We start from the raw sequence: 16,401 nt of genomic DNA on the forward strand, positions 1-16,401 counted from the left end.
ATCTATTAAATTCATCGCAATGAATTGTTTTCTAACTGACTGTTCCTTATTCAAATATGTTGGCTATCTAAGTCACTTTTTTTAGAGTTGAATACTTACAAATAATTTACATATATAAAATTGATTGTTTATATGTGATTCCCTATCCTAGGTTAACCTACTCTTGCCAAGTCTTACATTATTTTTGGATGCAAACCTTAAAATGGTGTTCGGCAAGTTTCATTATTCATAGGATTATTTATGGTCAGCATTAAACATCTGCCTCATGTTGTATTTACTATTTGTTGTACTTTTGTGTTGAGTTTTCATGTAGTTGCCGCGTCTAAACAAGACAGTACTAACGTAGTGCTTATTCTGATTGATGATATCAGTCATTATGGTGTTACGGCTTATGGTGCTGACAGAGTAAATTCATATCGTAAACGTTTTAAAGACGTGAAAATACACACGCCTAATATTGATCAATTGGCTCATGAAGGTGTGATGGTAGCTAACGCTTTTGCTTACCAGCTATGTGAAAATACCCGTATCGCCATCATGAGTGGCAAAGAAAATAAACGTAATTACTTGCAGCCAAAATCACAACATCATTCTGATATTACTTTTGGCGACACCTTTCAAAAAGCCGGCTATAAAACTGGTTTGTTTGGTAAATGGAAACAAACTAGAGGGACGAAAGATAAGCCAGGTAAGGATTATATTTATGAATTTGGTTGGGATGAGTTTACCGCTTTTGATGTGGTGACCGCTAAAAACCGTTTTATTAATCCTGATTTAGTGATTAATGGCGAGAAGGTTAATTACAATGACCGTAAAGACCTTGATCCGATCACAGGTCGTCGTTGGTATGGCCCAGACATTGTTAATCGTGACGCCTTAAATTTTATTGAAAAAAACAAAGATAAGCCCTTCTTTTTGTATTATCCCATGATGTTAATTCATGACAAACATCAGCCTACTCCCGACACTTTGCCCCATTCGGTGTTTGATAATTTCCAAGAAAATAAGAAACGCAATGTGCCTATGGCACAAAGTGGAGACGACCATAAGTTCTTACCCGACATGATCGCGTACATGGACAAAATGATCGGCAATGTAGTGAAAAAGCTCGATGAAACGGGTTTGCGAGAAAATACCCTAATCGTGGTAGTTGGTGACAATGGTACCAAAGAATCTTTCGAACACGTATTTGCTGATGGTACTCGTTATCCAGGACGCAAAGGTGGCCATGCCGACAACGGTTTGCACGTACCGTTAATTCTAAATCAGCCTAAAACTATCCCTGCAGGCTTAGGTAGAAAGAAAAATAATTATCAGGGGATGGTGGATATAGTCGACATTTATCCGACCATTGCTGAAGCAGCCAATGTAGTGATCCCCAATCAAAAAGATATTGATGGCATCAGTTTTTGGCAACAAGCCAAAGGAGCTGCTGGTGAAGCCCGCACAACTATTCATCATTGGGGTAATGGAAATAACAAGTATACCGATGACCATATGTTAGTGGATTATGCATTTAATCAAAATTTCAAGCGATATGCGCCTACCCAGCATTTTCCTAAAGGTCGGTTTTTTGATTTGCGTACAGACTTATTAGAGCGCGAAGGTGACACTTTTAAAGAGTTTAAATTTAAAGTATTACGCTACAGTGGTTTACCAATTGACTCTTTAGATGCTGAACAAAAGGCAGCTTATGACATGCTAGGTGAGGTACTTAAACAAAACCGAATAGTCGAGGTAAAAGACATCGCGATTATGTCTGCACCTAATAAGTTAAAAGTGGGCGAAGTGAGCCAAGTACATGCCAAATTAATACCTGCCAATACTACGCGTAATGGTGTGGTTTGGGTGTCGAGTGACCCAAGTGTAGTGTCGGTTAATAAATTTGGTGAAGTCATGGCTCATAAAGCGGGTAAAGCTAACATTCAAGTTTACTCTTGGGCTGACGCCAAACCTTTGGCTAACAATCAAGCACCTGAACTACTCACAAGTGGTGTCAGTGATTCACATGCATTTACTGTTTTCTAAGAGAAGAGACTAATTATATGAATATGATAAAAAAATTAAATTATTCCTTGTTGGCCTTATGTTGTGTGATGCCTACTTTAGCTTTAGCAACTGATAAACCCAATATAGTCATCATTATGGCTGATGATTTAGGCCCAGGTGATGTGAGTTATTTTCATCGCCAATATACAGACAATCCTGTTATGGCTGCCACGCCAACTATTGATTCACTAGCAGAGGCTGGTATGTCTTTTACCGATGCTCATTCGCCTACTGCTTTATGTGCACCTACTCGTTATGCTGTGATGAGTGGTAATTCAACTTATCGTGGTTATAACCAATGGGGAGTGTGGAGTACTTTTGCCAAAACAGCAGTGACAGATGCCGACGCGACCATAGGTCGAGTAGGACAAAAAGCCGGTTATGTCACAGGTTTTATTGGTAAGTGGCACATGGGGGGCACTTTTTACGACAAAAAAGGCAAAATATACGACGGCCCTAAAGGTGGTCCAAAAACCATGAATGTAGACGTTACTAAATGGATAGCGGGTAACCCAGCAGAGTTTGGCTTTGACTACGATTATACCATTCCAACTGGTGTACAAGGGCCAATGTATTTGGCTTACGAAAACTCAGTTTGGGCCCCCATCAATAAAGGTTCTAAAATAGTTTATGTGGATGAAAAAAGTGCACTTGACCCTAGTTTTGTTTCATCTAAAGGCCCTGGTGTAGGCGATAGCCATTGGGATTCTCGTACTTTAAATATGTTGTTAGCTGACAAGGCCACTGACTTTATTAAACGCAACGCAGGCAAAAAGCCTTTCGTGCTTAACTATTGGAGCCCTGCAGTACATGTGCCTCACACGCCACCTAAAGAAATTAACGGCGTAAAAATAGCTGGTACTACACCTAGTAATCATACCGACATGAACCGTGTATTAGATATTGAAGTAGATCGCATTGTGCAAACCCTAAAAGATACTGGGCAATACCAAAATACCTTAATCATCTTCACTTCTGATAACGGTGGTTTAGGCGATAGAGAAGCACTCAAAGCAGGGCATGATTCATCAGCTCAGTGGAGTGGTCAGAAAAACTCGCCGCTAGAAGGTGGGCATCGTGTACCGTTTATTGCGGTTTGGCCGGGTAAAATTAAGCCCGGCACTACTAATGATACTATGGTCAATGGTACTGACATTGTTGCCACTATCGCTTCGCTTTTAGATGTGAAATTAACTAAAGAACAAGCTAAAGATTCTTGGAATTTATTACCAGCCTTAGTGGGTAAGCCTTACCAAGAACGTAAACTGATCATGCAACAAGCTGGTAGTAAAAGTGAGTTGATGTTACGTGAAGGTGATTGGAAAGTGATTATTCAATCTAACCGTAACCTAACCAAACGAGATGTGATTGCCTTGTACAATTTAAAAGACGATCCAACCGAAAAAAATAACCTAGCTCACTCAGAAAAACACAAAGCCCGTGCTCAGGCTATGGCTAAAAAGTATTGGCAAATACGCGAGTCAGGACAACGTACCGCACCTGTACTTTAGTCACATAAATCTTGTCTAATAAAAGCCCGAATAATCGGGCTTTTTTGTTTCAGCTCTATGCTTACATTTCAATTTCTGTAGGGTTCAGGCTACACTGCGAGGCCATGTGGATCAGTAATCTAATAAATGACTATTTCTAATAAAAAACTGCAAGCAATCACTACTCATTTTCAGCAATATGTCGATCAAGGACAAATGGTGGGGTTAACCACTCTTGTTGCCCATCAAGGCGAGATAGTTCATTTTGAAAGTTACGGTTATCAAAATAAAGAACACAACTTAGTGACTTCTGCTGACACTATTTATCGTATTTACAGCATGACTAAACCCATTGTTTCAACTGCTTTGATGATGCTGTGGCAGCAAGGACGTTTTGCGTTAACTGATACTGTAGGACAATATTTACCTGAGTTTGCCAATCCTAAAGTATTTGTTAAACAAACTGACAACGGTGAAGTCATTACTACCGATAGCCAGCCGCTGACTATTTTAGATTTATTACGCCACACTTCTGGCTTGTCTGCAGGTTCACAAGACAAAGGAGTGGTTGAGCGTTTGTATTTAACTAAAGGGGTTGAATCTCAGGCAAATTTAACTAAGTTAAGTCAAACATTAGGGCCTTTACCCTTAGTGGCTCAGCCGGGTGAACGCTGGATCTATTCATTGTCTAGTGACATTCAAGGGCGGTTAATTGAAGTGTTATCGGGCCAATCATTGGAGCAGTTTTTACAACAGCAGATATTTAAACCTTTGGGTATGTCAGACAGCGGATTTTATGTGCCTGCAGAAAAGTCTCATCGTCTCTGTGAAATGTATGCTTTTAGCCAAACGCCACCTCTGATGCCATATCGTGGGCCTGATCTGGCTGATTTTTTAGCGCCGCCTGCCATTTTATCTGGTGGTACGGGTTTAGTGGCGAGCACTAAAGATTATTGGAAATTTGCCCAGATGTTAGCGAATAAAGGTGAGTTTAACGGTACTCGATTACTGCAAGAAAACACTGTTTCTTTAATGACCAAAAACCAATTACCTGAGCATATACCGGGTATTTGGCAAGAGGATTCTGGCTTAGGTTATGGTTTTAGCCTTGGTGTGGTGATGGATGAAAGTAAAATTGCAGGTCATGGCTTTGAAGGTGAATTTTATTGGGAAGGCAAGGCTAACAGCCTATTTTTTGTTGACCCTAAATCGAATACAGTGGCGATATTGATGACTAATATCTTTCCTTATTGGTCACTGCCTTTATTGGCTGATATGCGTAAACTAGTTTATGCCGCGTTAGATGTGAAAAACCACCAATAATTGCATAGTTCAACTATTGGCGGTCACTTTAAATCGGCGGTTTTCTTATTAAGTATCGGGTTAATGCCTACCTTTTGGAGCGCCTCGATAAGCTGATTTTATGTGTTTTTCTCGTTCAGCTTCTTCTTCTTTTACATGGGGTAAATGAGCATCCGGCCATAGGGCGTTGATCATTTGTTTGTTCCAGCCTTTAAATAAGATTTCTAATTCCGCTGTTTTTTCAGGCTTTTCTGTGGCTAGGTTAATACGTTCTAGTGGATCACTTACCATGTCGAATAAAAAGGTTTGCTCTTTATAAGCTGACATCACCAATTTGTAGTCACCATGACGCACGGCATAACCTGCTCCGTCTGAGTAGCGCCAGAATAATGTGTCGTGAGGGGCGCCGGGATTTTCACCGGTTAAATAAGGTATTAAGTTCACCCCATCAAGAGGTTTGCCTGAAGTTAAGGTCACGCCAGCTGCCGCTAAGGTAGTAGGCAGTACATCCAATGTTGAAACAGGTTTATTATAACGTTTACCGGCGGCAATTTTACCTGGCCAGCTAATAGTAAATGGCACCCGTATACCGCCTTCGAACAACATTCCTTTGTGACCACGATAGGGAGCACTGCTGGCTCCGTGCAAATGACCACCATTGTCACTAGCAAAAACAATTAAGGTGTTTTCGTATAAACCTTGTTTCTTAAGAGTTTCAATCACTTGACCAATACCATAATCCATACCGCTGACCATAGCGGCATAAACTGCACGCATACCATCTTCAATATGTTCACTGTATTTAAGATATTTTTGTGGTGCATGTGCTGGCATATGGGGGGCGTTGTAAGCTAAATACATAAAGAAAGGTTTGTCTTTATTCTCTTCAATAAACTTAATACCGGCATTAGTGAAATCATCAGTTAAATAACTGAGTTCTTTGACTGGAACAGGCACGCCATTCTCGAGTACCCCAGATGTAGCTATTTTGGCTTTTTTAGGCGTTCCCCAAAAGCTCATACCTCCTGCAGAAAAGCCATACCAATAATCAAACCCTCGGTTGGTTGGCCAGAACTTTTGATGATCGCCTAAATGCCATTTACCGATAGCAGCAGTGGTGTAACCTGCATGTTTAAACTCATCGGCCATAGTTTTTTCATCGATTGGCAAACCGATATTTTCGTCGTGAGTAAATTCTGGATTATTCTCGTGGCCAAACCTTTGTTGATAACGGCCTGTCAATAAACCTGCACGGCTAGGGCTACAATAGGGATGAGACACATAACCTTGTTCAAATATAGTACCCTGTGCCGCTAATTTATCCAGATTAGGAGTGAGCACATCTTGCGCACCGTTAAAACCTACGTCTCCCCATCCTTGGTCGTCAGAATAAATAACTATCACATTAGGTTTGCTTGCCGCTAAAACAGGTTGAGCAAGCAAGACAGTAATAGCTGTGAATAACAGTGAGGTAAATTTACTTTTAGTATTCATTAACTTTGTTACCTGTTATTTAACATTCACTTTAATAGTTACTGGTTTTGCTGAGGCTATTTTTTGTTTGCCTTTGCTTAATAAGTGAATACTCAGTTGAGTGTTGTCAAAATCCATCGCTTTATCTAGTTGGATTATGTCAGCTAGGTGGCCATAACCTGCTTTTAAGTTAACCTTTTTACTGAAGACTTGATTATTGCCTTTGGTCAGCTCGAACTCGGCTGTCACGTTTTCATCTGATTCGTATAGGTAGGTGAACTGCAAAGTGTCGCGCACTAATTTAGTGGTTTTGATAATGGCAGACTCAACAAAAATATCATCAGCTTTACCTATTCTTTCTAATTGTTGCTGTGCATCTTTATCTGCATCTACATAATAATAAGAGCGTACCCAGTCGTAATAAGACGTATTGATAGCATCATCAGCTAATTGTTCTGGTGTCGGTAGAGGACGTCCCCAATCATAGGTTTCGGTTAGTAGTTGCATACTCATAGGACGACTATATGGCTTTTCTAACAGGCTGGTATCTACTTGGATACGGCCAGCAAAACCATCGTTTAAATAAAAATCTACTTCGTTTTCATTTTTCCACCAAGCGGCGTAAGTATTAAAGTTTTGCCATACTTCTTCACCTTCTGGTAGTTGGTTGTTAAATGCTTGGGTGCCGTCACCTTCTGCTACATTCGCCCCTTTTGAAAAACGCGAGCGAGAGCCTTTTTCACAACCGCTATACCAAACGTGCGTGTTGTACTGCATGCCTTTACGAAAGTTCACGCCAAAAGGTTTGTCGATAACGCCGCCTAGTGCTTCAACTATGTCTAGTTCCATTGACCAACCATCGTTATCACAATCTTGGCCTAGGTGATTTTTACCTTCAAACGGAACATTACGGTTTGATAACCAAAAGGTGGTAGACATGTTTAAGCGTGACGCTTTAAAGCGAGATTCGTAGAAACCATGATAGGCAGTTTGACCAATTGACTGCACTGCACCACCAGAAATGGTGTATTTTTTGTTGGGTTTGTCCATCATTTTATTGGCGATTTGCATATTGCCATTTTGTACTGAAACTGTAGACGGATCGAACATGGCGGGTGGACGACCTTTCCACGTTCTATGTTTATCTAACCACTTTCGTTTGTCTAAGGTATTGCCATTAAATTCATCTGAATAGGCGTTATTGATCACCCAACGTTTCCCGAGTTCTGGCTCAGGAGGTTTAGCCAAAGCTAAAGATGAAGTGAGTATAGAGGTAGTAATAGCTAAATTAAGTAACTTCATAAGTGCCTTTTTGTCTGTAGTTTTGTTTTGTATATGATTTTTTGTTATCGGAAGTGAAATTCTAGTCGACCGAAAATTGTGATTCACTATACTTTAAGTATTGGTTAATAAAAATACTATATTTTGTAAAGATAAGTAAATGAATTAAATTTAATAGATGTTTTTTGTAGATGATTTTTAGTGGTTGCTAGAATTACTGCCTTTAATCGCAGTTTTTGGTTAATTTTTTGCACTGTCATTAAACGGTCTCAAAACTGAAATAAATCGTTCAAAATGCCGTGTTAGCTTGTGACAAACAGAATGTCATAGTCTCAAAATGTCGCAAAATTACTTGGTTTATTTCATCTTAGTTTGTCTGGCTCTTTATCTAGTGAAAAGAGTACTGATCCGCCTTCGTTTATCGCGAGCTAAACATCCGTCTTTGCGAGGTCACAGTAAATGGTCACGTCGTATTGCCGGGCAGATCCCTTTTTTTGCTTATCCAGAAGCTGAATATTTTAGTACCGATGGTGCGCCTCAATCTATTGTAATAAAAAGGCAGCAAGCTTTTGCTAAGTTAAAAAAACAAATTCAACAAACTAGTCCTAAAACCTTAGCGCAAAGTGCATCCCTAGAAAATAGTATTTCGGATGTCAGGTTCACCAGCAACTATCGCATCCCTTTTCCGTTTCGTAACCAACTAAGTAAAGAATTTAAGTTGGGATCGATTGTTGAAGAAACCCAAGGATCAAGGATTAAAGACTTAGACGGAAATTGGCGCTATGACTTGTCTGGCTCTTATGGGGTTAACGTTTTTGGTTATGATTTTTACAAAGAATGTATGGCTGAAGGCACAAACATGGTTGGCGATTTAGGGCCGGTACTTGGGGCTTATCATCCAGTGATAGCTGAAAACGTCGAGATGATAAAACAAGTCTCTGGTTTAGATGAAGTGTCTTTTCATATGTCTGGCACCGAGGCCGTCATGCAAGCTGTGCGTTTAGCTCGTTATCATACGGGCAAAACTCATCTTGTGAGATTATGTGGTGCCTATCACGGCTGGTGGGATGGGGTACAGCCTGGCATAGGTAACAATCGTAAAACGCAAGATGTATATACCTTGACGGATTTAAGCGATAACACTCTAGGTATTTTAGATAGCCGTGACGATATTGCTTGTGTATTGATTAACCCATTACAAGCTTTTCATCCTAATTCAGATTCAGCATCAGATGTGTCGTTAATTGCCAGTGATAGAGCGGCTAACTTCGACAAACAAACATACACACAGTGGTTAGAGAAAATCCGCGCGGTGTGCACTAAGCGCAATATTGTGTTGATTTTTGATGAAGTTTTTACTGGTTTCAGATTAAGTTATCGCGGCGCTCAGGGGTTCTTTGGGGTTCAAGCAGATTTAGTCACTTATGGTAAAACCCTAGGTGGTGGTTATCCTGTTGGGGTGGTAGCGGGTACTCATAAATTGATGAAGCGGTACAAAGACAATAAGCCTGTTGATGTATCTTTTGCTCGAGGAACCTTCAATTCTCATCCTTATGTGATGGGGGCAATGAATGCCTTTTTAAGGCGAGTGAATAGTCCTGAAATCCAAGCCATCTATCAATCCTCAGAAAAAGTTTGGAACGATAGAGTCAATTTACTCAACCAAGGCTTAAAGGCTGCAAAACTACCTGTGAAGATAGTCAATATGCACTCTATTTTGTCAGTTATTTACACCCGTCCTAGCCGTTACAATTGGATGTTTCAGTTCTATTTACGTCAATCTGGTTTGGAGCTGAGTTGGACGGGGACTGGTCGATTTATCATGAATTTAAGTTATACCGATGAAGAGTTTTCTGCAGTTATAGATTGCATAGTGAACGCTGCGCAACAAATGGAAAAAGATGGCTGGTGGTGGCAGTCGGCCAGCTTGACAAACAAGGCCATTAAACAGCAGTTTTTAACTGATATGTTGTCAGTTAAATTTCCTATTTTGGCGCCATTTTTATCTAACCCTTTAAGTAAAAGTAGTGCCAATTTAACAGCTACTTCAGCACAGCTAAATTCATCAGAAGAATTAACTAGTGCTCCTGAAACCCCAATTCATAAGGCTGGATAAAATGTTGCTTAGCCCCCCAGTAAATAGTGAGTTTCGTCAATCGTTACAGCTAGAGTTTGGCGATTTTATTCAACAACAAAGTCAGCGTTTTGACCGCAGGGATTGTCTTAAAATTGATTTTCATTGTCATGATCATAACAGTGATGTACCCGATGAATTGTGGGGACGAATTTTACGTTTGCCTGAAACTTGGTTAAAGACCAAAAAGTTGGTGAAGTTATTAAAAGACAATGGCAGTGATGTTTACACAGTGACGAATCATAACAACGCTCGTTCTTGTTGGGATCTACAAGATAAAGGTATTGATGTTTTAGTAGCTGCGGAGTTCACCTGCTTTTTTCCTGAATATGATTTATTTATTCATGTTTTAACTTATGGATTTGATCAAGAACAAGAAAAAATCCTTAATAAAAAACGTCAAAATATTTATGATTTTTTACGCTATACCGCTACTGAAGACATTCCTGTGATCATGCCGCATCCTCTTTATTTTTATACTCGGAATGACAAAATTGATTTGGGTTTGTTCGAAAAGCTGGCCTGTTTATTTCAACGTTTTGAGGTATTAAATGGGCAAAGAGATCTTTGGCAAAGTGTATTAACTCTGAATTGGGCACAGAGCTTAACCCCTGAGAAAGTTCAGAGTTATGCTAAAAAGCATAATTTAAACCCTAGAGACTTTGCAGTTGATCCCAACAAACCTAAAGTATTAACTGGGGGGTCAGATGATCATACTGGGATTTTTGCAGGGCAATGTGGCTCTTATTTATATATTGAAAATCTATCAGAAAGGTTAAAGACGGCTAAACCTTCCGAATTAGCATTAGAAGCCATTAAAGCTGGCAATATTGCGCCTTTTGGTCAAATAGGTGAAAACCAAAAACTGAACATTGCTTTACTCGATTATTTTGCCCAAGTGGCCACTAAAATAAAAGATCCAGGTATGTTTCGTATCTTATTGCACAGAGGTTCAACCTGGGACAAGGTAGGCTGTTTTGTGGTGAGTAACCTATTACTTGAAATGCAAAAACACAAAAAAACCATGAAGTTTTTCTCTTTTGTACATGAAGCATTACAAGGTAAAAAACCTAATAAATTACTCAAGTGGCAAGTTTCGAAAGATTACAAGTTTTGTATTAATCAATTAGAAAAAATTGCTGATAGCAAAAAATCATCTCCTGAAGAGTTTAGCCAAACAGTAAATAACGCTATTAATGAATTGTTTTCTCATTTAAATAAACTGATTGCCACACGAGTTGAACAAGCTATAAAAAATAATAATGGTATTCAACTAGATAGTTTTTCTACTGAAGAAATTACCCGTAAATTTGAAATACCCAGTCAACTCACAGCCTTGTTTTTTGGTGATGGTAAACGCCAAGACAACATGAGTAATGTCAGGGTTGAAAAGTTGTTAGATAACTTGTCATTCCCACTGTTAATTAGTTTAGTGCTGGCGGGCTCTACTTTAGCGTCTACCCGAGTTTTGTATCAAAACCGTGAATTACTTAACCAATTTGCTCAGCACTTAGGCAAAAACCAACACTCTAATCGTGCCTTGTATTTAACGGATACCTTGTTTGACAAAAATGGTGTATCAACTTCCTTATCTGGAAAACTCAAAGAAATTCAACGGGCAAATTTACCTGTGGATTTTTTGATTTGTGATTCACAGGCTGAATCAACTGATCATTTACATGTTGTCAGGCCTATCGCTGAATTTGATGTGCAACGTTACGGTGAACAAACCATACGTATTCCTGATTTAATGGAAGTAGCACGGATATTTTATGAAGGCGGTTACGACCGAGTAGTCTGTTCTACTGAAGGACCTATGGCAGCGGTGTCCTTGTTTATTCAGCAAATGTTTAATGTGCCCAGTTACTTCTTTATGCACACAGACTGGATTGATTTTATTAAGCACACCACTGACTTAAATAAACATGAACGTGACCGAGTAAGACGCTGGATGAGGGCTTTGTACAATCGTTACGACGGTGTGTTTGTTTTAAATTCAGAACACAAAGAGTGGTTAATTGGTCATGAGATGGAGCTGAAAGAAGAGCAAGTATTTTTAACTGCTCACCATACACAACCGAGAGATCTTGGTGTTCACAAAATTCCCAAAGCCAGTATTATTTCAGGGGCAACTGAAGACACTCCGGTACTGTTTATTGCTTGTCGTATCAGTAAAGAAAAAGGTATTTTTGATTTACCTGACATAGTGGCGGTTGCTAAACAACAGCTCCCAGATTTAAAAATTGTGATTGCTGGTTCAGGCCCAGCAACAGATGAATTAAAAGCGGCGTTACCAGAAGCTGTGTTTTTAGGTTGGCAAAGCAAAAGACAATTAGCCGAGCTGTATTTAAGTTTAGATTTGTTCGTTTTTCCTTCTCGTTTCGACACTTTTGGCAATGTCATTTTAGAAGCATTTGTGCATGGCATGCCGACTATTGCATTTAATTGCAAAGGGCCAAAAGACATTATTCAACATAATAAAAATGGCTTTTTAGTGGAAGATACAGAGCAAATGAGTGAGCAAATAGTGAGCTTTTTTCAGAATGAAACCATTGGGTCAACTATGCGCCAAAAAGCTTGTTTGCGTGCTGCTGAATATCAAGCTGAGCCTATTATGCAGCAATTCTTAACTGATATGGGATTGACAGTTCCTCACCTTTATAACAATCAAAGAACGGTTGCTTAATTGTGATGGTAAATATCCAAAAATTGACTAAACGGGAACAAATAAATTATTTATTAACGAATCGGATCCCCAGGCGTTGGCTGACGTTTTTTGTCGGTTGGTTAAGTCAAATTGAAAATCCACTGTTAACTAAATTTTTAATTTGGGGCTGGTCTTTATTTGCGGAAGATTTACGTCTACAAGATGCTAAAAAACAACACTTTAGCAGTTTAGGGGACTGTTTTACCCGTGAGTTAAAAGATGGTTTACGGCCCATAACCGCAGATCCTGACATAGTCACCAGTCCATGTGATGCCATTGTGGGAGCTTTTGGCCAAGTCCGGGGGACAGAAGTATTTCAAGCTAAAGGGTTTCCATATGAAATCAGTGAGTTAATTCCTAACTTACATATCAATCATAAATATCGTAATGGGGTTTTTATCACTTTACGTTTGAAGTCGAGCATGTATCACAGATTTCATGCGCCGGTGGATTGTAATGTTAGTAAGGTCAGTTATATCTCTGGTGATACATGGAATGTGAATCCTGTGGCGTTAAAACGAGTAGAAAAATTATTCTGTAAAAATGAAAGAGCGGTCATTGAGCTAAAAACCGGTCATCCCACAAACAGTATTACCTTAGTGCCTGTGGCGGCTATTTTGGTGGCCAGTATGAAATTTAAGTTTTTATCACAAATCTTAGATTTGAAGTACAAAGGCCCTAACGATATTGCTTGTGATGCGCAGTTTAAAAAAGGCGATGAAATGGGCTATTTCCAACATGGGTCTACCATTATTTTGTTTGCCACTAATAATTATAGTTTTTGCGAGGGTATTGAAACTGGCAAGGCTATTAAGATGGGACAAGCTTTGTTGTCTGGTCACTCTGATTTATCAACACTTTAACTAACCAATAGGTATTAATATGACTTTTTTCGAAGAACTACAAAAACAAAGATGGGATGACCATAGATATTATCACCACAACAGAATCAACCAATTTTTACATTTGTTAAGTGCCATGTGTTTCTTAGCCAGTTATGTGTTGGTATTTTATTATCCCGCTGCAGCAGCCTTAGTAGGTTGGTTATTAGCCATGACTTTAAGACAAACTGGCCACTTCTTTTTTGAACCACTGACATACGATAATGTGAACAAGGCCAGCCATGAATACAAAGAAAAAGTCAAAGTAGGTTATAACTTACAGCGTAAAGTAGTGCTGTTATCTATTTGGGCGCTAGTGCCAATTGTGTTGTTTTTTCAGCCTAGCTTTTTTGGTGCCTTTGAACCGGCCGCTGACTTTATGGGGTTTATTAATAACATGGCAATTATTTGGCTATTTGTAGGTTTAGGGGCGATCGCATTTAGAACGATTCATCTGTTTAAATTATTGGGTGTGCAATCAGGTTTGGTCTGGTGCAGTAAAATTATCACCGACCCTTTCCACGACATTAAAATTTATCACAAGTCACCTTACTTCATATTAAAGGGTGAAATGTATGACAAGATGGACGATTGGTACGAAGAAGCATCATTCGAAAATAAAGCTTTATAATTTTTACTAAAATTAAAAAAAGAGAAGCCAATTGCTTCTCTTTTTTTATGCCAGTTATAACCTCGGCAGGGCTTGATGTTCTACTTTTTGCATATCCACTTTAAAAGTATGAGTAGGATAATTGGGAAACCATTTACCGACTAACAGTTCAATACCTGATACTCCCATTTTTTCTAGATCCTGTAATGAATAATAAAAGCCAGTCATACCAGATATATTGTAGTAATAATCTTCTGTGTCAGTATTGGGATTAGGTATTTTTTGATAATTTCCATAAACTGCGATTAGTGGATCAACATTTATAGCGGCATACATCTTTTGGCTTCTAATTCTAAGCTCAGGGATGTCAGTTTCTTTATATTCTTGGATTTTTTCGAGCAACTTTTGTTTTACTTGTTCGTGGTCATTAAACTTGTCTTCTGCTAGATCACTTGGCTGTAAGCTCATATTTATTTTTGGCTGATTACGGCTATGCTCGTCTAAATCATAATCAGTATGCTGACCTTTTTCTTTGGTATTCTTGATGGCAGATTCGTATAACCGCTCTACTTGCGTAATGTCTTGTATTCCACCGTGCCACACCAATAAGGAATCTTTTTCTAAAAACTTTCTATTACCGGCCAAGAATATGTAGTTGGCGCATGCAGACATACACATTTTGTTTATGTGTACATCCATATTGTTTTCTAACATGATATCAGCCATATCCATGGCTATTTTGGCACTGCCACCCACACTGGATATTTTTAGTAATCTAGGAAAAGGTTTGGTTGAATAAAAGGTTTCTCTAAATTCTTCAAGGCCTTTTTGATTTAGCTTACCTGTGTAATTAAGCACCATTTTTTTGTCGGACAAATAGACAAAATGTTTTTGCTTAAGGTTTGGAAAAACAGTTGAACAACCGCTAAGGAAGGCTATGCTAACTATGATGAATGTCAGTGGCGTTGATTTTAATCCACTCATTATTTTGCCTTAACATGGTATAATTGCCCGTTTTTGCCAGTACTTTACGAGTAATTTAGCTGCCAATCAATCACCAAACCTTGTTTTTATCTTGAATCATTTAGGCTGCTGTTTATAGGGGGACTGCTATTTTTTAAAAAACCTTAGCTTGTCTAGGTTGAATAAAAAAATTGCTATTAAACAACATTATTATCCCCTTAACTGAGTATAATATTATTTATATATAACTTGTGTAGCAGGATTTAACCATGAACGAACAACAAAAATTACAAGCGGAAGCGGCCGCTTTTCGAACATTAATCAAACATTTAGATGACAACAAAGATGTGCAGAATATCGATATCATGATATTGGCAGATTTTTGTCGTAACTGTTTAGCTAAGTGGTATATGGCCGGTGTCAAAGAGCAAGGACTTGAAATGGATTATGACCAAGCCAGAGAGGCGATTTACGGTATGCCTTTTAAAGAATGGAAAGAAAAATTTCAATTGCCTGCCACCCCAGAACAACTTGCTGCATTTGATGCCAGACAAGCAGATAAAGGCTGTTCTTAAATTTTAGTCTGTTTGCTAACACAGCTAGTTTGCGAATCAACTCGATAATGAAATATTTTGAAACATTATGGCCAGTTTTATATTAACTTAGGCTAATCCATGGTAAACAAAGTGACGAGCTATTATTAGTAATGGCGGTTAGACGTTGCTTACCTTAGGTTTAAGTTAACTAACCTTAACTGTGATTGCTACTTTAGTAGCATACGGTTAAGGTAACGACAATTTACAATTAACAAACATATTATCAACATGTTAGAGCTAAGTCATATAGCAAAATCTTTCGCTAATGGATCTGAAATTGTCCACGCCTTGAAAGATATCTCCTTGTCTATCCAAGAAAATGAATTTGTTGCATTTATGGGCAGTTCTGGTTCAGGTAAATCCACTTTAATGAATATTTTAGGCTGTTTGGATACCCCTAATTCGGGCCAATATATTTTGAATAATCAAGATGTCGCTGCTATGGATGACGATACTTTGTCAGCTATTCGTAATAAACATATTGGTTTTATTTTTCAGACCTTTCACTTATTACCTAAGTTAACTGCATTAGAAAACGTAAAATTGCCCTTGCGATATGCAGATGATGTGTCTGAAGAAGAAGCTAATAAACGTGCCCATGAGTTGTTAGACAAAGTAGGCTTAGGCCATAGAAAAACTCATAAACCCAACGAAATGTCTGGTGGTCAAAGGCAAAGGGTGGCGATTGCTAGGGCATTGATCAATAAACCTACTGTGGTGTTGGCTGATGAGCCAACCGGTAACCTAGACAGTAAAACCTCACTAGAAATCATGACCTTACTCACTGATCTACATAAACAAGGGCAAACCATAATCATGGTGACTCACGAAGATGATATTGCCACTTATGCCCAGCGAGTGATCACCATGCGTGATGGCGTAGTGTTAACAGATAAGCTTAACGCTGCCTAAGGA

12 protein-coding genes are annotated in these 16,401 nt (G+C 38.8%); 9 read left to right on the top strand and 3 right to left on the bottom strand.

The features are described 5' to 3' along the window. The first annotated feature begins 240 nt into the window (after positions 1-240). The 3 genes from GQR87_RS03900 (at position 241) to GQR87_RS03910 (ending at position 4,862) form a co-directional block, all read left to right on the top strand. Positions 241-2,028: a sulfatase-like hydrolase/transferase gene (locus tag GQR87_RS03900; RefSeq protein ID WP_158966741.1), complete on the top strand. Its 1,788-nt coding sequence runs from the start codon at positions 241-243 to the stop codon at positions 2,026-2,028. 17 nt (positions 2,029-2,045) lie between these two features. After that, positions 2,046-3,560, top strand: coding sequence for an arylsulfatase (locus tag GQR87_RS03905; protein WP_199271686.1), 1,515 nt, complete (start codon positions 2,046-2,048; stop codon positions 3,558-3,560). Positions 3,561-3,686: 126 nt separating this feature from the next. Then, positions 3,687-4,862, top strand: coding sequence for a serine hydrolase (locus GQR87_RS03910; RefSeq protein ID WP_158966743.1), 1,176 nt, complete (start codon positions 3,687-3,689; stop codon positions 4,860-4,862). 60 nt (positions 4,863-4,922) lie between these two features. Here the strand turns inward: GQR87_RS03910 and GQR87_RS03915 are convergent, their stop codons facing one another. Beyond that, on the bottom strand, positions 4,923-6,335 hold the full coding sequence (locus GQR87_RS03915) for a sulfatase (RefSeq protein ID WP_158966745.1): 1,413 nt from the start codon (positions 6,333-6,335) through the stop codon (positions 4,923-4,925). A 15-nt stretch (positions 6,336-6,350) separates the two neighbouring features. After that, positions 6,351-7,616, bottom strand: coding sequence for a family 16 glycosylhydrolase (locus GQR87_RS03920; RefSeq protein WP_158966747.1), 1,266 nt, complete (start codon positions 7,614-7,616; stop codon positions 6,351-6,353). A gap of 370 nt (positions 7,617-7,986) precedes the next feature. Between GQR87_RS03920 and GQR87_RS03925 the strand changes: the two genes are divergently transcribed. The 4 genes from GQR87_RS03925 to GQR87_RS03940 are packed head-to-tail and all read left to right on the top strand — an operon-like array spanning position 7,987 to position 13,948. Beyond that, on the top strand, positions 7,987-9,711 hold the full coding sequence (locus tag GQR87_RS03925) for an aminotransferase class III-fold pyridoxal phosphate-dependent enzyme (RefSeq protein WP_233267395.1): 1,725 nt from the start codon (positions 7,987-7,989) through the stop codon (positions 9,709-9,711). 1 nt (position 9,712) lies between these two features. After that, positions 9,713-12,415: a glycosyltransferase gene (locus GQR87_RS03930; RefSeq protein ID WP_158966751.1), complete on the top strand. Its 2,703-nt coding sequence runs from the start codon at positions 9,713-9,715 to the stop codon at positions 12,413-12,415. 5 nt (positions 12,416-12,420) lie between these two features. Continuing rightward, positions 12,421-13,299, top strand: coding sequence for an archaetidylserine decarboxylase (gene asd / locus GQR87_RS03935; RefSeq protein WP_233267396.1), 879 nt, complete (start codon positions 12,421-12,423; stop codon positions 13,297-13,299). 19 nt (positions 13,300-13,318) lie between these two features. Further along, on the top strand, positions 13,319-13,948 hold the full coding sequence (locus tag GQR87_RS03940; RefSeq protein ID WP_158966755.1) for a hypothetical protein: 630 nt from the start codon (positions 13,319-13,321) through the stop codon (positions 13,946-13,948). A 54-nt stretch (positions 13,949-14,002) separates the two neighbouring features. Here the strand turns inward: GQR87_RS03940 and GQR87_RS03945 are convergent, their stop codons facing one another. Then, complete coding sequence (locus tag GQR87_RS03945; protein WP_158966757.1) at positions 14,003-14,911, bottom strand: hypothetical protein; 909 nt, start codon at positions 14,909-14,911, stop codon at positions 14,003-14,005. A gap of 248 nt (positions 14,912-15,159) precedes the next feature. Here GQR87_RS03945 and GQR87_RS03950 point away from each other — a divergent pair, with 248 nt between their 5' ends. Beyond that, positions 15,160-15,465: a DUF1244 domain-containing protein gene (locus GQR87_RS03950; RefSeq protein WP_158966759.1), complete on the top strand. Its 306-nt coding sequence runs from the start codon at positions 15,160-15,162 to the stop codon at positions 15,463-15,465. Positions 15,466-15,714: 249 nt separating this feature from the next. Continuing rightward, the gene (locus tag GQR87_RS03955) at positions 15,715-16,398 is read left to right on the top strand and encodes an ABC transporter ATP-binding protein (RefSeq protein WP_158966761.1); all 684 of its coding nucleotides are present in this window, start codon (positions 15,715-15,717) and stop codon (positions 16,396-16,398) included. Positions 16,399-16,401 lie beyond the last annotated feature (3 nt).

It is taken from the genome of Paraglaciecola sp. L3A3 (assembly GCF_009796765.1).
In the GTDB taxonomy this organism is placed as follows: Bacteria; Pseudomonadota; Gammaproteobacteria; order Enterobacterales; family Alteromonadaceae; genus Paraglaciecola.

Excerpts from the sequence above, each read along its gene's own strand:
- GQR87_RS03900 (WP_158966741.1), top strand. The coding sequence starts at position 241 with ATGGTCAGCATTAAACATCTGCCTCATGTTGTATTTACTATTTGTTGT.
- GQR87_RS03905 (WP_199271686.1), top strand. The coding sequence starts at position 2,046 with ATGAATATGATAAAAAAATTAAATTATTCCTTGTTGGCCTTATGTTGT.
- GQR87_RS03910 (WP_158966743.1), top strand. The coding sequence starts at position 3,687 with ATGACTATTTCTAATAAAAAACTGCAAGCAATCACTACTCATTTTCAG.
- GQR87_RS03915 (WP_158966745.1), bottom strand. The coding sequence starts at position 6,335 with ATGAATACTAAAAGTAAATTTACCTCACTGTTATTCACAGCTATTACT.
- GQR87_RS03920 (WP_158966747.1), bottom strand. The coding sequence starts at position 7,616 with ATGAAGTTACTTAATTTAGCTATTACTACCTCTATACTCACTTCATCT.
- GQR87_RS03930 (WP_158966751.1), top strand. The coding sequence starts at position 9,713 with ATGTTGCTTAGCCCCCCAGTAAATAGTGAGTTTCGTCAATCGTTACAG.
- asd (WP_233267396.1), top strand. The coding sequence starts at position 12,421 with ATGGTAAATATCCAAAAATTGACTAAACGGGAACAAATAAATTATTTA.
- GQR87_RS03940 (WP_158966755.1), top strand. The coding sequence starts at position 13,319 with ATGACTTTTTTCGAAGAACTACAAAAACAAAGATGGGATGACCATAGA.
- GQR87_RS03945 (WP_158966757.1), bottom strand. The coding sequence starts at position 14,911 with ATGAGTGGATTAAAATCAACGCCACTGACATTCATCATAGTTAGCATA.
- GQR87_RS03950 (WP_158966759.1), top strand. The coding sequence starts at position 15,160 with ATGAACGAACAACAAAAATTACAAGCGGAAGCGGCCGCTTTTCGAACA.
- GQR87_RS03955 (WP_158966761.1), top strand. The coding sequence starts at position 15,715 with ATGTTAGAGCTAAGTCATATAGCAAAATCTTTCGCTAATGGATCTGAA.